This window comes from Streptococcus sp. oral taxon 058 str. F0407, assembly GCF_000235485.1.
GTDB lineage: Bacteria > Bacillota > Bacilli > Lactobacillales > Streptococcaceae > Streptococcus.
In genome coordinates, this window is sequence record NZ_JH378887.1 from 39,049 (window position 1) to 58,337 (window position 19,289).

A 19,289-nucleotide genomic window follows, 5' to 3' on the forward strand; every position below is an offset into this window, starting at 1 on the left:
CTTGAAAATTTTTGAAAAAATGGTATGATAGTAACAAGCTATTTTTAAGAGAAGAGAAAGGGGAACAATGGAGAAAATCAGTTTAGACGCTCCTAAGACGGGATCGGACCTGGTTTTGGAAACCCTCCGTGATTTAAGGATTGATACTATATTTGGTTATCCTGGTGGGGCTGTCTTACCTTTATATGATGCGATTTATAATTTTAAAGGCATTCGTCACATTCTAGGTCGTCATGAGCAAGGGTGTTTGCACGAAGCTGAAGGCTATGCCAAATCAACTGGAAAGTTGGGTGTCGCAGTCGTCACAAGTGGACCAGGAGCAACAAATGCCATTACAGGGATTGCAGATGCCATGAGCGATAGCGTTCCCCTTTTGGTCTTTACAGGTCAGGTTGCGCGAGCAGGTATTGGGAAGGATGCCTTTCAGGAGGCGGATATTGTCGGTATTACCATGCCCATTACCAAGTACAATTACCAAGTTCGTGAGACAGCTGACATTCCTCGTATCATCACCGAAGCTGTCCATATCGCAACTACAGGTCGTCCAGGGCCAGTTGTGATCGACTTGCCAAAGGATGTATCTGCCTTAGAGACAGACTTCATCTATTCACCAGAGGTAAATTTACCAAGCTACCAACCAACGCTTGATCCGAATGACATGCAAATCAAGAAAATCTTGAAGCAATTGTCTAAAGCTAAAAAACCTGTTTTGCTAGCAGGCGGTGGTATCAGCTATGCGGAAGCTTCTAAGGAGCTCAATGAATTTGCTGAACGTTACCAAATTCCAGTAGTGACCAGTCTTTTGGGGCAAGGTACCATTGCAACGAGTCATCCACTCTTCCTAGGGATGGGAGGAATGCACGGTTCTTTCGCAGCCAACATTGCAATGACTGAAGCGGACTTTATGATTAGTATTGGTTGCCGTTTCGACGACCGCTTGACTGGGAATCCTAAGACTTTTGCTAAAAATGCCAAGGTTGCTCATATCGACATTGACCCAGCTGAGATTGGTAAGATTATCAGTGCAGATATTCCAGTAGTTGGAGATGCTAAGAAAGCTTTGCAGATGCTATTGGAAGAACCAACTGTTCATAACAATACTGAAAAATGGATTGAAAAAGTCACGAAAGACAAGAACCGTGTTCGTTCTTATGATAAGAAAGAACGTGTGGTTCAACCGCAGGCAGTTATTGAACGTATCGGTGAGTTGACGAATGGAGATGCCATTGTTGTCACAGACGTTGGTCAACACCAAATGTGGACAGCACAGTATTATCCATATCAGAATGAACGTCAATTGGTCACATCTGGTGGCTTGGGGACCATGGGATTCGGAGTTCCTGCGGCTATCGGAGCCAAGATTGCCAATCCAGAAAAAGAGGTCATCCTTTTTGTCGGTGATGGTGGTTTCCAAATGACCAACCAAGAACTAGCTATCCTAAACATCTACAAGGTACCGATTAAGGTCGTGATGCTGAATAATCACTCCCTAGGAATGGTTCGTCAGTGGCAAGAATCCTTCTATGAGGGTAGAACTTCAGAGTCAGTTTTTGACACTCTCCCTGACTTCCAGCTGATGGCACAGGCTTACGGCATCAAGAACTATAAATTTGATAATCCAGAGACGATAGAGAAGGATCTAGAAGTCATTCTGGAGGATGTGCCGATGTTTATCGAGGTGGATATTTCTCGTAAGGAACAGGTTTTACCGATGGTACCAGCTGGTAAGAGCAATCATGAGATGTTGGGGGTGAAGTTCCATGCGTAGAATGTTAACTGCAAAACTACAAAATCGTTCGGGAGTCCTCAATCGCTTTACAGGTGTCCTATCTCGTCGTCAGGTCAACATTGAGAGTATCTCAGTTGGTGCGACAGAGAACCCCAATGTATCTCGTATCACCATCATTATTGATGTAGCTTCTCATGATGAAGTAGAGCAAATCATTAAACAGCTCAATCGTCAGATTGATGTGATTCGCATTCGAGATATCACAGATAAACCACACTTGGAAAGAGAAGTTATCTTGGTGAAGGTATCTGCTCCTGCTGAAAAGCGTGCAGAAATCTTGGCCATTATCCAACCTTTCCGTGCAACGGTAGTAGATGTGGCTCCAAGCTCAATCACTATTCAGATGACTGGAAATGCTGAGAAGAGTGAAGCTTTATTGCGAGTGATTCGACCATACGGTATTAAAAATATCGCTCGTACGGGTGCAACTGGATTTACCCGCGACTAATACTCTTTGATTTTCATTGAGTATAAAAATAACTTAAATTTGTTAAACCAGCCTATGAGGCAATAAAAAATAGAAAAGAGAGAAAAACTATGGCAGTTCAAATGGAATACGAAAAAGATGTTAAAGTAGCAGCGCTTGATGGTAAAAAAATCGCCGTAATCGGTTATGGTTCACAAGGACATGCGCATGCGCAAAACTTGCGTGACTCAGGTCGTGATGTCATCATCGGTGTACGTCCTGGTAAATCTTTTGACAAAGCAAAAGAAGATGGATTTGACACTTATACAGTAGCAGAAGCAACTAAATTGGCTGACGTTATCATGATCTTGGCACCAGACGAAATCCAACAAGAATTGTACGAAGCAGAAATCGCTCCAAACTTGGAAGCTGGAAATGCAGTTGGATTTGCTCATGGTTTCAATATCCACTTTGAATTTATCAAAGTACCTGCAGATGTGGATGTCTTCATGTGTGCTCCTAAAGGACCAGGACATTTGGTACGTCGTACTTACGAAGAAGGATTTGGTGTTCCAGCTCTTTATGCAGTCTACCAAGACGCTACAGGAAATGCGAAAAATATTGCCATGGACTGGTGTAAAGGGGTTGGAGCAGCTCGTGTAGGTTTGCTTGAAACAACTTATAAAGAAGAAACTGAAGAAGATTTGTTTGGTGAACAAGCCGTACTTTGTGGTGGTTTGACTGCCCTTATCGAAGCAGGCTTTGAAGTCTTGACAGAAGCAGGATACGCCCCAGAATTGGCTTACTTTGAAGTTCTTCATGAAATGAAATTGATCGTTGACTTGATCTATGAAGGTGGATTCAAGAAAATGCGTCAATCAATTTCTAACACTGCTGAATACGGTGACTATGTATCAGGTCCACGTGTGATTACTGAGCAAGTCAAAGAAAATATGAAAGCTGTTTTGGCAGATATCCAAAATGGTAAATTTGCAAATGACTTTGTAAATGACTACAAGGCTGGACGTCCAAAATTGACTGCTTACCGTGAACAAGCAGCTAACCTTGAAATTGAAAAAGTTGGTGCTGAATTGCGTAAAGCAATGCCATTCGTTGGTAAAAATGACGACGACGCATTCAAAATCTATAACTAATTCTTGAGAATAAGAACAGAAGGCGAGTTGGGGGTACCTAACTCGCTTTTTATCTTAAAAAGTATTTGAGGAGGAGACAATGCTAAGTGCAAAAGATGTGGTGAAAGCCCACAAAGTTTTAAGTGGTGTAGTAGTCAATACACCGCTAGAATATGATCATTATTTATCAGAGAAATATGGAGCTAAAATCTATTTAAAAAAGGAGAATGCGCAACGAGTTCGCTCTTTTAAAATTCGTGGAGCCTATTATGCCATTTCTCAACTAACAAAAGAAGAACGTGAGCGTGGGGTAGTCTGTGCCTCTGCGGGAAATCACGCCCAAGGTGTTGCCTATACTTGTAATGAGATGAAGATTCCTGCAACAATCTTTATGCCTATCACTACACCACAACAAAAGATTGGGCAAGTTCGCTTTTTTGGTGGAGATTTCGTGACCATCAAGTTGGTTGGGGATACCTTTGATGCTTCTGCTAAGGCAGCGCAAGAGTTTACGTTGTCAGAAAACAGTACCTTCATTGATCCTTTTGATGATGCGCATGTACAGGCCGGTCAAGGAACTGTGGCCTACGAAATTCTTGAAGAAGCTCGTAAAGAGTCAATCGATTTTGATACAGTATTGGTGCCAGTAGGTGGTGGCGGACTGATTGCAGGAGTTTCTACTTACATCAAAGAAACCAAACCTGCTATCGAGGTGATTGGTGTAGAAGCCAATGGTGCCCGTTCGATGAAGGCAGCCTTTGAAGCTGGAGGACCAGTTAAACTCAAAGAAATTGATAAGTTTGCTGATGGGATAGCTGTACAGAAAGTTGGACAGTTGACCTATGAAGCGACACGTAAGAATGTTGAAACGCTTATCGCAGTGGATGAGGGATTGATTTCTGAAACTTTGATTGATCTTTATTCCAAGCAAGGCATTGTAGCAGAACCAGCCGGAGCTGCTAGTGTTGCAGCCTTGGAAGTTTTATCAGACTATATCAAAGGAAAGACGATTTGTTGTATCATCTCTGGAGGGAACAATGACATCAACCGCATGCCGGAGATGGAAGAACGCGCCTTGATTTATGATGGCATCAAGCATTACTTTGTTGTGAACTTCCCACAGCGTCCAGGAGCTCTACGGGAATTTGTAAATGACATTTTGGGACCCAATGATGACATCACTCGTTTTGAATATATCAAACGAGCAAGCAAGGGGACAGGCCCAGTATTGATTGGAATTGCTCTTGCAGATAAACATGATTATGCTGGTTTGATTCATCGAATGGAGAAGTTTGACCCATCTTATATCAATCTAAACGGGAATGAGACTTTATATAATATGCTAGTCTAAAATAAATTTGCTATCATATTATTTGCATAATAAATATGATGGTGCTATAATGAGGGTGACGAAAGGGGGAGATTCCCATGGTTTTACATGTTTTACTTGTTCTCTTTATTCTAGTGCTGATTGCAGCGGCGGTTATTATCAGCTCCGTATATGTTGTAAGGCAACAGTCTGTCGCTATTATCGAGCGTTTTGGTAAATACCAAAAGTTGAGTAATAGTGGTATTCATGTACGAGCACCTTTTGGAATTGATAGAATTGCGGCCAGAGTGCAGTTGCGTCTATTGCAAAGTGAGATTGTCGTGGAAACAAAAACGCAGGATAACGTCTTTGTGACCATGAATGTGGCAACTCAGTATCGAGTGAATGAGAACAACGTCACAGATGCTTACTATAAACTAATGAGACCAGAAGCTCAAATCAAATCCTATATCGAGGATGCCTTGCGTTCGTCTGTACCGAAATTGACCTTGGATGAACTATTTGAGAAAAAAGATGAAATCGCATTAGAAGTTCAAAAACAAGTAGCAGAAGAAATGTCTACATATGGTTACATCATTGTAAAAACACTGATTACGAAGGTTGAGCCTGACGCTGAAGTGAAACAATCAATGAATGAAATCAACGCTGCTCAACGTAAGAGAGTCGCTGCGCAAGAACTTGCAGAAGCAGATAAGATTAAAATCGTGACAGCGGCGGAAGCAGAGGCAGAAAAAGATCGCCTACACGGTGTAGGGATTGCAGAACAGCGTAAGGCTATTGTTGACGGACTTGCTGATTCTATTCAAGAATTAAAAGGAGCCAATGTTGAACTCACGGAAGCCCAGATTATGTCCATTCTATTAACAAATCAGTATTTGGATACTTTGAATAATTTCGCAGACAATAAGGGCAATAACACCATCTTCCTACCAGCAAATCCTGATGGAGTTGAAGATATACGAACAAGCATATTATCAGCTTTAAAAGCTAAGTAATAACAATTTATTATTTGTTTTCAATAAGTAGATGTTTTTTGGATAATCCTAAAAGAATGGATATATTTCAGTATCGTAAAGAACAAAATAGGAGAAAAACATGGCTAAATCAAATTTTGAAAAAGTAGAATCAGTTGTTGGCTGGGTTCGTGATAAGAAAATCACAGGTTACCGTATCTCTAAGGAAACAAATGCACGTGAAATGTCAATTATTGCTTTGGCACAAGGTCGTGCAAAAGTGAAAAATATTTCATTTGAAACAGCCCTAGGCTTGATTGATTTTTATGACAAGAATCATGAAAAATTTGAAGATTAAACTAGGCTTAAAGGCAGATTCTTAAAATGAATCTGCCTTTTGTTTGGCAAAGAGTTAGTAAAAAGACTACATATTTTATGCAGTCTTTGTTTGTTATTTGAGATAGCGCTGAAGAAACTCTCGCGTCCGTTCTTCTTTAGGGTTCGTGAAGAGGTCTTCTGGCTTGCCTTCTTCAGCAATGATACCCTTATCCATAAAGATAACACGGTGTGAGACATCGCGGGCAAACTCCATTTCGTGGGTGACGACGATCATAGTCAGGCCTTCTTGAGCCAGGTCTTGCATGATTTTGAGGACTTCACCGACCATTTCAGGGTCAAGGGCAGATGTTGGTTCGTCAAAGAGGATGGCATCAGGATTCATGGAGAGGGCGCGAGCGATGGCTACACGTTGCTTTTGACCACCAGAGAGTTGTTTTGGTTTGGCTTGCCAATAGCGTTCACCCATGCCAACTTTTTCAAGATTTTCTTTGGCAATTTTTTCAGCCTCAGAGCGTTCTCTTTTGAGGACAGTCGTTTGGGCGACAATAGTGTTTTCGAGAACATCAAGGTTTTCAAAGAGGTTGAAGGATTGAAAAACCATACCGAGCTTTTCACGATAGTGAGTAAGGTCATAGCCTTTTGCAAGGACGTTTTCTCCTCGGTAGAGAATTTCTCCCTCAGTAGGTGTTTCAAGTAGGTTGATAGAACGTAGGAAGGTTGATTTTCCGCTTCCTGAGCTCCCGATGATAGAGATAACCTCTCCTTTGTGGACTGACAGAGAGATGTCTTTTAAGACTTCATTTTGTCCATAGGATTTTTTGAGGTGTTTGATTTCAAGGATTGGTTGTGTCATTATTTCAAATCCTCCGTTTGCATTTGATTAGCACCTGTAGTGTAGGTATCCATGTCCATGCGTCTTTCGATGAAGCGTAGGATACGGGTCACTGTGAAGGTGAGGACAAAGTAAATCACGGCGATGATTGTAAATGTCTGGAAGTATTGATAAGTTTGGGTGGCCACAGTATTACCAGAGAAGTAGAGCTCTACCACAGAGATAACATTCAGTACAGAGGTATCTTTGATATTGATGACAAACTCATTACCAGTAGCAGGTAAGATATTACGAACGACCTGAGGGAGGACAACCTTACGCATGGTTTGATTATGGGTCATACCAAGAGCAGTTGCGGCTTCAAATTGTCCCTTGTCAACTGCTAGGATACCTCCACGGACGATTTCCGTCATGTAGGCACCTGTATTGATTGAAACGATGAAGATGGCTGCAAGTGTACGATCGAGATTGATTCCGAAGGCTTGTGCTGTACCATAGTAGATAACCATAGATTGAACGATCATAGGCGTGCCACGGAAAATTTCAATATAGACATTGAGGATCCAGCCAAGTAGCTTTTGCAAGCCATAGATGGCCTTGTTTTCAGATAGAGGGGCTGTGCGGAAGACTCCGATTGCAAGTCCGATAATGAGCCCTGTGATGGTTCCGATAATGGAGATCAAGAGTGTGATACCGGCACCACGCAGGAGTTGTTGCCAGTTTTCAGAAAGAATTTTAGCGACTTGGCTAAAGAAGCTACTTTCTTCCTCCGTTGTTGTCGCCTCCACTGGTTGCTCTTTAATCATCCGATCCATGAGGGCTACTTGTTCGTCCTTAGAGATGGTTTCGATGCTGGCATTGATTTGACTGATGCGACTATCGTCCTTGCGAAGACCAATCGCAATAGCTGTATCTTCTTCGCCAGTTTTGAAACCTGGTTGGGGTTGGATCATTTTGAACTTAGCGTTGGCAGATTCAGCGGTCAGGGCTTCAGGGCGTTCTGAAACATAGGCATCGATAACACCTGCTTCAAGTGCTTGGCGCATCTGAGCAAAATCCCCCATGGCTGTTTCTTTTTTGGCACCAGGAATTTGGGAAATCAAGTCATATAGGTAAACACCTTGTTGAGACGTGATTTTTGCTCCGTTAAAGTCTTCCAAAGATTTGGCATTTGCATAGGCAGAGTCCTTTTTGACCAATAGAACCGGTTCACTAGTATAGTAACTGCTTGAAAAGGCAATTTCTTGTTTGCGTTCAGCGGTTGGGCTCATACCAGCAATGATCATATCGATTTTGCCAGAAGTAAGGGCTGGGACAAGTCCTTCCCACTTGGTTTTAACGACCAAAGGTTCCTTGCCTAGGTCTTTGGCAATCTTTTTAGCGATTTGAACATCATAGCCATTGGCATATTGATTGGTACCGTCAATTTTGACAGCGCCGTTACTATCATCGTCTTGGGTCCAATTGAAGGGAGCGTAAGCTGCCTCCATCCCGATGCGTAAATATTCGTCAGCTTGGCCCTGGCTAACTAGTCCTAGTGTAAGGGCTAGGCTAGCAAGGATAGATAAGCATAATTTTTTCATGTTTTCTCCTATTTCTAGTCTAAAAATGACTTCTCTCTATTGTATCGAAAAATAGTGAGATTTTCAATACAAGTAAGCCTTTACTTATAAAAAATGATATAATGATAGCAAAGATAAAAAGGGGGGATTGTGTTGTGAAAAAGACTTTTTTCTTGCTTTTATTTAGCTTGTTTTGTATTTTACCACTTTCTGTTTTTGCGGTTGACTTCAAGATTCGCTCTTATCAAGGTGATTTGTATATTCATGCAGATAATACAGCAGAATTTAGGGAGAAAGTAGTCTATTATTTTGATGAAGACTTTAATGGACAACTAGTAGGACTTGGCCATGCTGGTAAGATGCCAAAGGGCTTTGAAATAGATTCCAGTCCGAAGATTCAGGTATGGAAGAATGCTACTGCCATTGAAAATGTCAATAGTGAAGTGATAGAAGAATCGGAAGGTTATACTGTAAAAGTATATAATCCAGGCCAAGAGGGGGATACCGTTGAAGTGGTAATCACATGGCAACTAAAAAATCTCCTATTTCTATATGATGATATCGCGGAACTTAATTGGCAGCCCCTGACGGATAGTTCAGAACCTATCGAAAAATTTGAGTTTCGAGTAACGGGCTTTAATGGAGCAGAAAAATTATTCCTTCATACAGGGAAACTCTTTACAGAGGGCAAAGTAGAGAAGATAGATGGTGATTATCGTGTTCATTTACAGAACCTACCTCGTCAGCGTGGGGTTGAATTGCATGCATATTGGCCTAGAAAAGATTTTGGAACAGCTTCGGATCAGGGATTGAAGGGCAATCGTTTAGCAGAATTTGAAAAAATAGAGGAATCCATTATTGCTGAAAAAGCTCAAAGCAAAGCTCTGATTACGTGGATCATCCCTTTGCTACTCTCGCTTTCTTTAGTCTTTAGTGTTATTTTATACTGCATTTACAGAAGAAAAACCTCCCCATCGAAGAAATATGCTAAAAATCACCGTCTCTATGAACCGCCAATGGACTTAGAACCGATGGTTTTATCGGAAGCTGTTTACTCCACTTCTTTAGAGGAAGTCAGCCCCTTAACCAAGGGAGGAGGGAAGTTCACCTTTGACCAACTCATTCAGGCAACTTTATTGGATGTGATTGACCGTGGAAATGTTTCAATCATCTCAAATGGAGATGAGGTCCGTTTAAAAGTCGTAAAAGAAAAAGGATTGGCAAGTTTTGAAAAAGATTGCCTTAATTTGGCCTTTTCAGGACGAGAAGAAGTGCTTGTTTCAGATTTGTTTGCAGATTACCAAGTGTCAACAAGTCTTTACCAAGGTGCAAAAGCAGCTGATGAAAAACGGATTCAGAAAACGGGACGTAAGCTTAAGTCGTCTTTCGAGCAAGCGCTGAAGCAGATGCAGGATGGGGTGAGAAAGCGAATTTCCTCTTTGCAACTTCCAGATTATTATCGTCCACTGAGTAATGGAGAAAAAATCTTGCGATTGATGATAGGCGTCTCTACGCTTCTACCTGCTTTCGTTGGTTTTGGCTGGTTCTTGTATAGTTTGGATGCTCACGGGTACCTTTCTCTGCCACTTCCTATCCTTGGGTTTGTGAGCTTGATGTTAGCTAGCGTCTATTATTGGATGACCCGATTTGATACTCGTGATGGTGTTTTAAACGAAGAAGGACTAGAAGCATACTATCTCTGGACTAGTTTTGAAAACATGCTTCGCGATATCGCTCACCTAGACAAGGCAGAATTAGAGAGTATTGTTCTTTGGAATCGCCTCCTTGTCTATGCTACTTTATTTGGTTATGCGGACAAGGTGAGTCATTTGATGAAATCTTATCAGATTCAAGTTGAGAATCCAGATATCAATCTTTACGTAGCTTATGGCTGGCACAGTTTGTTTTATCATTCAACTGCTCAAATGAGCCACTATGCTAGTATTGCAAACACAGCAAGTACCTACTCTGTATCTTCTGGAAGTGGTTCTTCAGGTGGAGGATTCTCAGGAGGCGGAGGCGGTGGTAGCATCGGCGCCTTCTAAAAAATCTATCGCAATATCCGAAATTGTGATATAATAGAGGACAGAAAAAGGAGTAATCTATGTATTTTATTGAAATTTTGAAGTCCATCTTTTTTGGGATTGTTGAAGGAATTACAGAATGGTTGCCAATTTCAAGTACTGGCCACTTAATCCTAGCGCAAGAGTTTATCCAGTTTAAAGACCAAAATGAAGCCTTCATGTCCATGTTTAATGTTGTCATTCAGCTCGGTGCTATTTTAGCAGTTGTGGTAATCTACTTTAACAAGCTCAATCCTTTCAAACCTGGTAAAACCAAGGTCGAAGTTCGTCGAACTTGGCAATTATGGTTAAAAGTTTTCGTTGCGACCTTACCTTTGCTATTGGTCTTTAAGTTGGATGATTGGTTTGATGCCAACTTCCACAACATGGTTTCAGTTGCAATCATGTTGATTATCTTTGGGGTTGCCTTTATCTATCTTGAAAAAAGAAATAAGGCGCAAGCTATTGAACCAACAGTGACAGAGCTAGACAAGTTGCCTTATAAAACAGCTCTTTACATCGGACTCTTCCAAGTCCTCGCCCTCTTCCCAGGCACAAGCCGTTCTGGTGCGACGATTGTCGGTGGTTTGTTGAATGGTACAAGCCGCTCTGTTGTAACGGAGTTTACCTTCTATCTTGGGATTCCCGTTATGTTCGGAGCCAGCGCTTTAAAGATTTTCAAATTTATTAAAGCAGGTCAGCTTTTGAGTCTTGGTCAACTATTCTTGCTCTTGGTTGCTATGGGAGTAGCCTTTGCGGTCAGCATGGTTGCTATTCGCTTCTTGACCAGCTATGTGAAGAAACACGACTTCACACTCTTCGGGAAATACCGCATCGTACTTGGTAGTGTCTTGTTGCTCTATAGTTTTGTGCGTTTATTTGTATAAGTTGAAAATAGAATAAAATAGGATAGTTCGCCAAAAAAACATTTGGGGGAACTATCCTATTTTTATAATTGTTTAGTTTATTTTTTATTACGTTATTATGTCACCTTGCCCTCTGTTTGACCAGGGTTTTAAAAGTAAACTAAAAGATTGTATTTAATTTGATTGACTTAAAATTTCTTGGATTAAAGATTCATCAAAAATATCCAGTCCGATAGATTGAAGCATAAATTGTAAAAAATAAATCCGATCGACAATTTTTTCGGAAGAATTTTCAAAAATACTCCCTTCAACCCAAAAGTTAGTCAAAAGCAAGATTGTCTCGGCCGCTTCATTAGGGAAGGGGATGGGTTGGATGGACTGATCTTCTATTCCTTTTTTTATAATATCTGCAATAAGGGGAGTTCCTATACGCAGATTGTAACGGATAATAGTCAGCATGAACTCCGCATCAAGAGGCGCGTGATTCAACATTTCGTAGTTAGTTTTCTGACTTTTTAAACTAAACTGAAAGGTTTCTTTTAGCTGTTCTCTTCCAGTTAAATGACTGGTGGATTCAAGCCAGTCTAGCAATTCCTTTTCCATCAATTGATAACGCTGTTTTAAAACTGCAAAAAAAATTTCATCTTTTGATTGAAAATGGTGATAAATGGCTCCTTTTGAAACGCTAGCTGTTCGCGCTATGTTCTGTACACTTGTTTTTTCATAGCCATTGTGAATAAAAAGCTGTGAAGCTGTTGATAAAATTTTTTCAATCATTGCTTGAGATTTTTCTGTTTTTGCGACCATTAAGTTCCTTCTCCCTGTTTTATTAAATTTATTTTATCAAAAAAAGAAGAAGAGGTAATATTCGAGCAGTCGAACAAGTTTCATTCTTAAAAAACCCACTCTACTTTTTTAACTTTGCTTCTATACATTTGATGTGATACAAGTTTGAAAGAACTGTAATACCACCGATGGTCATTATTCCTAACCCATTCCAAGGGCTAAACAAAGTAGTGATGAGCCCACCAGTGATTGTAGCAAACCCACATTTCACTCCCAAACGAGAATGTCGGATACCGCTCTCTCCTTGTGTTAATCGATAAAACAGTTCTTTTTGCTGGATTCTTTGCTTTTTAATGGCTTCGTGATGACGTATTTGTTGTTGATGTACTCGTTGATCTTGTTTTGCAATATAATCAATTGTTTTTTCTAGCATAGATTTTTTCATGTTAAGCCCTTTCTTTTAAAAAAACCGACCAGACGGTATTTTTAGTTTAACAAATATAAATGAAGGTGTCAAATTCTAACACTTGCGGAAAAAAGAGTTTTTTTACTATGAACTATTTAAAATCGATCTCACCGTTTTTGTTTAAGTGCTGTAATTAATACTTAATTAAAATCAAGTACGCTTTTTTATTAAATAAATTGTAAAAAAACAGCATAGTCCAAGTATGTATGTGAGAATGTTCCTTCTCTAAAATTATAGAATTTATCCTAGTACAAATGCGGTAGGAATTCAAACTAAACTATATTTCCCAAAAACAATCAGTTTTCTAGCAAGAGAGACTGGGAACTAAGAGAAAGAAGTTTTCTTGAATTAGGATTTTTTCGAGTCTAAAATGTGAATAAGGCTGGCACAGCCTGTTGAATGCTGGCCAGCGATTTAAGATAGTTCCTCGAACTATTTTAGTGATTAGCTATCACTCTCTGATATTATTTCTAAAACAGAATGAGGCTGAAACACCGTTGTTCCAAGCTCATTTGATTCAAACTAATGAAACTCCCCTCAAGGGTTTAAAATCCTGTCACTGTGATTCCTAGTAAACGGATGCCTTTATCTTTTTCAGCTAGCTCTTCGTAAAGTTGAAGGGCAGTTTGAGAAATCTGACTAGCGTCCTGTATTGCTTGTGGGAGGCTTTTTCGTCTAGTCAGAGTGGAGAAGTCAGTATAGCGAATCTTTAGGATAATGATTTTTCCAGCTTTGTCTTGTTTACTGAGATTGAGAGCTACTTTTTCAGAGAGAAGAGTCAGCTCTTTTTTGATGTCTTCTTCTACTTGCAGAATCTTTCCGTAGGTTTTTTCCTTGCCAATAGACTTACGAATGCGATTGGACTTGACTGGGGAGTTGTGAATACCACGAGCCTTTCTATAAAGGTCAAAACCGAGTCTACCAAATCGATCGATTAAAGTGACTTCTGAGACGTCCAATAAGTCTGCACCAGTATAAATGCCCATTTCATGAAGGCGTTCAACTGTTTTTTTGCCCACACCGTGAAATTTAGCAATGTCCATTTGTTTGAGAAAGTCTTGGGCTTGGTCAGGGAGGATGACTGTCAAACCATGTGGCTTTTGATAATCACTGGCCATTTTAGCTAGGAATTTATTGTAAGAAATGCCAGCAGAAGCAGTCAGGTGTAGTTCCTGCCAGATATCTTGTTGAATCAATTGGGCTATTTTGACAGCTGACTTGATGCCGAGTTTATTTTCCGTCACATCCAAATAGGCTTCGTCAATGCTCATAGGTTCAATCAGATCGGTGTAACGTTTAAAAATAGCTCGAATCTGAAGTCCCACTGCCTTATACTTTTCATAATTTCCGGAGATAAAGACGGCTTGGGGACAACGCTCATAAGCTTCTTTAGAACTCATGGCAGAGTGAATACCAAAGGCCCGTGCCTCGTAGCTACAAGTAGAAACAACTCCCCGTCCGCCTGTTTGTCTAGGGTCGCTTCCAATGATGACAGGTTTTTCTTTTAACTGAGGATTGTCTCGTATTTCCACCGCGGCAAAAAAGGCATCCATGTCGATATGGATGATTTTTCTTGACAAATCATTAATCAATGGAAATATGAGCATTTAGCTTCCTTTCTAATGTCATTTTTTATTCATTATACCTTTTTTTCTGAAAAAATGGAAAAGAGTAATTTCACTTTCAAATATATAATACAGATTGTGTCAAAAAAACAGACTGTATTAGAAAAGAAAGCAACAAAAAAGCCGTATATCACTTGTTGAAATCGGTTACTGTATGGTATACTGGTCTCATGAATGTAACAGATGACTGTTGCTAGAAAGAAAAATGAGGACATTAACATGGTTGTTAAGACAGTTGTTGAAGCACAAGACATTTTTGACAAAGCTTGGGAAGGCTTCAAAGGCGTAGATTGGAAAGAAAAAGCAAGTATTTCTCGCTTCGTTCAAGCTAACTACACACCTTATGATGGTGATGAAAGTTTCCTTGCTGGCCCAACAGAACGTTCACTTCACATCAAAAAGATTGTAGAAGAAACTAAGGCTCACTACGAAGAAACTCGTTTCCCAATGGACACTCGTCCAACATCTATTGCTGATATTCCTGCCGGATTTATCGACAAAGAAAACGAATTGATCTTCGGTATCCAAAATGATGAACTCTTCAAATTGAACTTCATGCCAAAAGGTGGTATCCGTATGGCTGAAACTACTTTGAAAGAAAATGGATACGAACCAGATCCAGCTGTTCACGAAATCTTCACTAAATATGTAACAACAGTTAACGACGGTATCTTCCGTGCCTACACTTCAAATATTCGTCGTGCTCGTCACGCACACACTGTAACTGGTCTTCCAGATGCCTACTCACGTGGACGTATCATCGGTGTTTACGCACGTCTTGCTCTTTACGGTGCAGACTACTTGATGCAAGAAAAAGTAAACGACTGGAATGCAATTAAAGAAATTGATGAAGAAACAATTCGTCTTCGTGAAGAAGTAAACCTTCAATACCAAGCATTGCAACAAGTTGTTCGCTTGGGTGACCTTTACGGAGTTGATGTTCGCAAACCAGCGATGAACGTTAAAGAAGCGATCCAATGGGTTAACATCGCCTTCATGGCTGTCTGCCGTGTTATCAACGGTGCTGCTACATCTCTCGGACGTGTACCAATCGTATTGGACATCTTTGCAGAACGTGACCTTGCTCGTGGTACATTTACTGAATCAGAAATCCAAGAATTCGTTGATGATTTCGTTATGAAACTTCGTACAGTTAAATTTGCTCGTACAAAAGCTTATGACCAATTGTACTCAGGTGACCCAACTTTCATCACAACTTCTATGGCTGGTATGGGTAACGATGGTCGTCACCGTGTTACTAAGATGGACTACCGTTTCTTGAACACTCTTGATAATATCGGTAACTCACCAGAACCAAACTTGACAGTTCTTTGGACTGACAAATTGCCATACAACTTCCGTCGCTACTGTATGCATATGAGCCACAAACACTCTTCTATCCAATACGAAGGTGTAACAACAATGGCTAAAGACGGATACGGAGAAATGAGCTGTATCTCATGCTGTGTGTCACCACTTGACCCAGAAAATGAAGATCAACGCCACAACATCCAGTACTTCGGTGCTCGTGTAAACGTATTGAAAGCCCTCCTTACTGGTTTGAACGGTGGTTACGACGATGTTCACAAAGACTACAAGGTATTTGACATTGATCCTATCCGTGACGAAGTTCTTGAATTTGAATCAGTTAAAGCCAACTTCGAAAAATCTCTTGACTGGTTGACTGACACTTACGTGGATGCTTTGAACATCATCCACTACATGACTGATAAGTACAACTACGAAGCTGTTCAAATGGCCTTCTTGCCAACTAAACAACGTGCCAACATGGGATTCGGTATCTGTGGATTTGCCAACACTGTTGATACATTGTCAGCTATTAAATACGCTACCGTTAAACCAATCCGTGACGAAGATGGCTACATCTACGATTACGAAACAATCGGTGAATACCCACGTTGGGGTGAAGATGACCCACGTTCAAACGAATTGGCAGAATGGTTGATCGAAGCTTACACAACTCGTCTACGTAGCCACAAACTTTACAAAGACGCAGAAGCTACAGTATCACTTTTGACAATCACATCTAACGTTGCATACTCTAAACAAACTGGTAACTCACCAGTCCACAAAGGTGTATACCTCAACGAAGATGGTTCAGTGAACTTGTCTAAACTTGAATTCTTCTCACCAGGTGCGAACCCATCTAACAAAGCTAAAGGCGGATGGTTGCAAAACTTGAACTCACTTGCTAGCCTAGACTTTGGTTACGCAGCTGACGGTATCTCATTGACAACTCAAGTTTCTCCACGTGCTCTTGGTAAGACTCGTGACGAACAAGTGGATAACTTGGTAACAATCCTTGATGGTTACTTCGAAAACGGTGGACAACACGTTAACTTGAACGTTATGGACTTGAACGATGTTTACGAAAAGATTATGTCAGGTGAAGACGTTATCGTTCGTATCTCTGGATACTGTGTAAATACTAAATATCTTACACCAGAACAAAAAACTGAATTGACACAACGTGTCTTCCACGAAGTTCTTTCAATGGATGACGCATTGAGCTAAGATTCAATTAGAATGGAAAGAAAGCTAGTCGATATGACTGGCTTTTTTGTGCTTCAAAAAATTTTTTAAAAATAGTCAAATTTGGTCAAAAAGTTATTGACTTTTACTGACCAATGTGATATAGTAGAAACATAAGGAAAATGAATTCCTTAAAAAACTTATTTTCAACGAATTATTCTTTGAGAATGAGGTATAGAATCCCAAGGAAGGGGTGAGGCCTATGTTAAATCTAACAGACTTTGAAAAGAAGATGATAAAAGGCTTATTTAAAAAAGAAAAACCAGAAATTATACGTAGGGTAGCTAGTTAGCTAGTCTAAATTTTTTGAAACAAAGGTCAAAGATAGTCAATATCAGAGATCGCAAATAATAAATAATACACGAGGTAAAAAATATGAACAACAACTTTAATAACTTTAACAACATGGATGACTTGTTTAACCAATTGATGGGTGGTATGCGAGGATACAGTTCTGAAAACCGTCGCTACTTGATTAATGGACGCGAAGTGACACCTGAGGAATTTGCTCATTATCGTGCAACGGGACAATTACCAGGAAGCGCAGAATCTGATGCGCAAATGCAACCACATGCTTCAGGTATGAAACAAGACGGCGTCCTTGCTAAACTAGGTCGTAACTTGACAGCGGAAGCTCGTGAGGGTAAGCTGGATCCTGTTATCGGACGAAACAAGGAAATTCAAGAAACATCTGAAATCCTCTCACGTCGTACCAAAAACAATCCTGTTTTGGTCGGAGATGCAGGTGTTGGTAAGACCGCAGTTGTCGAAGGTTTAGCGCAAGCCATTGTGAATGGAGATGTTCCGGCTGCCATCAAGAACAAGGAAATCATTTCGATTGATATTTCAGGTCTTGAGGCGGGTACTCAATACCGTGGTAGTTTTGAAGAAAACATTCAAAATCTTGTTAGCGAAGTGAAAAAAGCAGGAAATATTATTCTCTTCTTTGATGAAATTCACCAAATTCTCGGTGCTGGTAGTACAGGTGGAGACAGTGGTTCTAAAGGTCTTGCGGACATTCTCAAGCCAGCTCTCTCTCGTGGTGAGTTGACAGTGATTGGGGCAACGACTCAAGATGAATACCGTAACACCATCTTGAAAAATGCAGCTCTTGCTCGTCGTTTCAACGAAGTGAAGGTCAATGCTCCTTCAGCAGAGGATACCTTTAAAATCCTTCAAGGAATTCGTGACCTCTATCAACAACACCACAATGTCATCTTGCCAGACGAAGTCTTGAAGGCAGCAGTGGATTATTCTGTCCAATACATTCCTCAACGTAGCTTGCCTGATAAGGCTATCGACCTTGTCGATGTAACAGCGGCTCACTTGGCGGCTCAACATCCAGTAACAGATGTTCATGCTGTTGAACGTGAAATTGAGGCAGAAAAAGACAAGCAAGAAAAAGCAGTTGAGGCAGAAGACTTTGAAGCAGCTCTCAATGCCAAAACTCGCATTGCAGAATTGGAGAAAAAAGTCGAAAACCACACAGAAGATATGAAAGTGACTGCCACTGTCAATGATGTGGCTGAATCTGTGGAACGAATGACAGGTATTCCAGTATCACAAATGGGAGCGTCAGACATCGAACGTCTCAAGGATATGGCTCATCGTTTGGAACACAAGGTTATCGGTCAAGATAAGGCAGTAGAAGCAGTGGCTCGTGCTATCCGTCGTAACCGTGCTGGTTTTGATGAAGGCAATCGCCCAATCGGTAGCTTCCTCTTTGTAGGCCCAACTGGGGTTGGTAAGACCGAGCTGGCTAAGCAATTGGCACTCGATATGTTTGGAACCAAGGATGCTATCATTCGTTTGGATATGTCTGAATACAGTGACCGCACAGCTGTATCTAAGCTGATTGGTACAACAGCTGGTTATGTAGGGTATGATGACAATAGCAATACCTTGACAGAACGTGTTCGTCGCAATCCATACTCTATCATTCTCTTGGACGAAATTGAAAAGGCTGATCCTCAAGTAATCACCCTTCTCCTACAAGTTTTGGATGATGGTCGTTTGACTGATGGCCAAGGAAATACAGTGAACTTCAAGAACACTGTCATTATCGCAACATCAAACGCTGGATTTGGCTATGAAGCCAACTTGACAGAAGATGCGGATAAACCAGAGTTGATGGATCGTTTGAAACCATACTTCCGTCCAGAATTCCTCAACCGCTTTAATGCTGTTATCGAGTTCTCGCACTTGAATAAGGAAGATCTTTCTAAGATTGTGGACTTAATGTTGGCTGAAGTCAACCAAACCTTGGCTAAGAAAGATATTGATTTGGAAGTCAGCCAAGCAGCTAAGGACTTTATCACAGAAGAAGGTTATGACGAAGTCATGGGTGTTCGTCCTCTCCGACGCGTAGTCGAACAACAAATCCGTGATAAGGTGACAGACTTCCACTTGGATCATCTAGATGCCAAACATTTGGAAGCAGATATGGAAGATGGCGCTTTAGTCATTCGAGAAAAAGCCTAATACTCTTCGAAAATCAAATTCAAACCACGTCAGCTTCACCTTGCCGTACTTAAGTACAGCCTGCGGCTAGCTTTCTAGTTTGCTCTTTGATTTTCATTGAGTATA

At 40.7% G+C, this 19,289-nt stretch carries 15 protein-coding genes; 10 read left to right on the plus strand and 5 right to left on the minus strand.

What is annotated here, in order from left to right:
* Positions 1-67 precede the first annotated feature (67 nt).
* The 6 genes from HMPREF9184_RS01860 to HMPREF9184_RS01885 all read left to right on the plus strand — a co-directional run bounded on the left by HMPREF9184_RS01860 (position 68) and on the right by HMPREF9184_RS01885 (position 5,969).
* Positions 68-1,768, plus strand: coding sequence for an acetolactate synthase large subunit (locus tag HMPREF9184_RS01860; RefSeq protein WP_000411732.1), 1,701 nt, complete (start codon positions 68-70; stop codon positions 1,766-1,768).
* A complete protein-coding gene (ilvN, locus tag HMPREF9184_RS01865; RefSeq protein ID WP_001253808.1) occupies positions 1,761-2,237 on the plus strand; it encodes an acetolactate synthase small subunit in 477 nt (158 codons plus the stop codon). Before HMPREF9184_RS01860 ends, ilvN begins: the two co-directional genes overlap by 8 nt.
* Positions 2,238-2,326: 89 nt before the next feature.
* A complete protein-coding gene (gene ilvC / locus HMPREF9184_RS01870; RefSeq protein ID WP_000290683.1) occupies positions 2,327-3,349 on the plus strand; it encodes a ketol-acid reductoisomerase in 1,023 nt (340 codons plus the stop codon).
* 79 nt (positions 3,350-3,428) lie between these two features.
* Complete coding sequence (gene ilvA / locus HMPREF9184_RS01875) at positions 3,429-4,679, plus strand: threonine ammonia-lyase IlvA (RefSeq protein WP_000947309.1); 1,251 nt, start codon at positions 3,429-3,431, stop codon at positions 4,677-4,679.
* A 77-nt stretch (positions 4,680-4,756) separates the two neighbouring features.
* Entirely contained in the window at positions 4,757-5,653 is an 897-nt protein-coding gene (locus tag HMPREF9184_RS01880) for an SPFH domain-containing protein (protein ID WP_000242873.1), read from the plus strand.
* Between the two features lie 100 nt (positions 5,654-5,753).
* Positions 5,754-5,969 (plus strand): capsule biosynthesis transcriptional regulator, encoded by a 216-nt coding sequence (locus HMPREF9184_RS01885; RefSeq protein ID WP_001130035.1) that lies wholly within the window; start codon positions 5,754-5,756, stop codon positions 5,967-5,969.
* A 93-nt stretch (positions 5,970-6,062) separates the two neighbouring features.
* On the opposite strand, the gene HMPREF9184_RS01890 is transcribed toward HMPREF9184_RS01885, so the two are convergent.
* Together HMPREF9184_RS01890 and HMPREF9184_RS01895 are read right to left on the minus strand one after the other, a co-directional pair.
* Positions 6,063-6,803 carry an amino acid ABC transporter ATP-binding protein gene (locus tag HMPREF9184_RS01890; protein ID WP_000193350.1) on the minus strand — a complete coding sequence of 247 codons (741 nt, stop codon included), beginning with the start codon at positions 6,801-6,803 and terminating at the stop codon, positions 6,063-6,065.
* On the minus strand, positions 6,803-8,365 hold the full coding sequence (locus tag HMPREF9184_RS01895) for an ABC transporter substrate-binding protein/permease (RefSeq protein WP_000732040.1): 1,563 nt from the start codon (positions 8,363-8,365) through the stop codon (positions 6,803-6,805). Before HMPREF9184_RS01895 ends, HMPREF9184_RS01890 begins: the two co-directional genes overlap by 1 nt.
* A gap of 134 nt (positions 8,366-8,499) precedes the next feature.
* Here HMPREF9184_RS01895 and HMPREF9184_RS01900 point away from each other — a divergent pair, with 134 nt between their 5' ends.
* Positions 8,500-10,389, plus strand: coding sequence for a DUF2207 domain-containing protein (locus tag HMPREF9184_RS01900; protein ID WP_000750616.1), 1,890 nt, complete (start codon positions 8,500-8,502; stop codon positions 10,387-10,389).
* A 59-nt stretch (positions 10,390-10,448) separates the two neighbouring features.
* Complete coding sequence (locus HMPREF9184_RS01905; RefSeq protein WP_000273563.1) at positions 10,449-11,294, plus strand: undecaprenyl-diphosphate phosphatase; 846 nt, start codon at positions 10,449-10,451, stop codon at positions 11,292-11,294.
* Positions 11,295-11,447: 153 nt separating this feature from the next.
* On the opposite strand, the gene HMPREF9184_RS01910 is transcribed toward HMPREF9184_RS01905, so the two are convergent.
* The 3 genes from HMPREF9184_RS01910 to dinB all read right to left on the minus strand — a co-directional run bounded on the left by HMPREF9184_RS01910 (position 11,448) and on the right by dinB (position 14,132).
* The gene (locus HMPREF9184_RS01910) at positions 11,448-12,080 is read right to left on the minus strand and encodes a TetR/AcrR family transcriptional regulator (RefSeq protein WP_000226068.1); all 633 of its coding nucleotides are present in this window, start codon (positions 12,078-12,080) and stop codon (positions 11,448-11,450) included.
* Positions 12,081-12,180: 100 nt separating this feature from the next.
* Entirely contained in the window at positions 12,181-12,504 is a 324-nt protein-coding gene (locus tag HMPREF9184_RS01915; RefSeq protein ID WP_000749428.1) for a hypothetical protein, read from the minus strand.
* Positions 12,505-13,070: 566 nt separating this feature from the next.
* Complete coding sequence (gene dinB, locus HMPREF9184_RS01920; protein WP_000904554.1) at positions 13,071-14,132, minus strand: DNA polymerase IV; 1,062 nt, start codon at positions 14,130-14,132, stop codon at positions 13,071-13,073.
* Positions 14,133-14,369: 237 nt separating this feature from the next.
* Here dinB and pflB point away from each other — a divergent pair, with 237 nt between their 5' ends.
* Both pflB and HMPREF9184_RS01930 read left to right on the plus strand, forming a co-directional pair.
* On the plus strand, positions 14,370-16,685 hold the full coding sequence (gene pflB, locus HMPREF9184_RS01925; protein ID WP_000260614.1) for a formate C-acetyltransferase: 2,316 nt from the start codon (positions 14,370-14,372) through the stop codon (positions 16,683-16,685).
* Positions 16,686-17,078: 393 nt separating this feature from the next.
* Complete coding sequence (locus tag HMPREF9184_RS01930) at positions 17,079-19,184, plus strand: ATP-dependent Clp protease ATP-binding subunit (RefSeq protein WP_001063428.1); 2,106 nt, start codon at positions 17,079-17,081, stop codon at positions 19,182-19,184.
* The last annotated feature ends 105 nt before the right edge of the window (positions 19,185-19,289 follow it).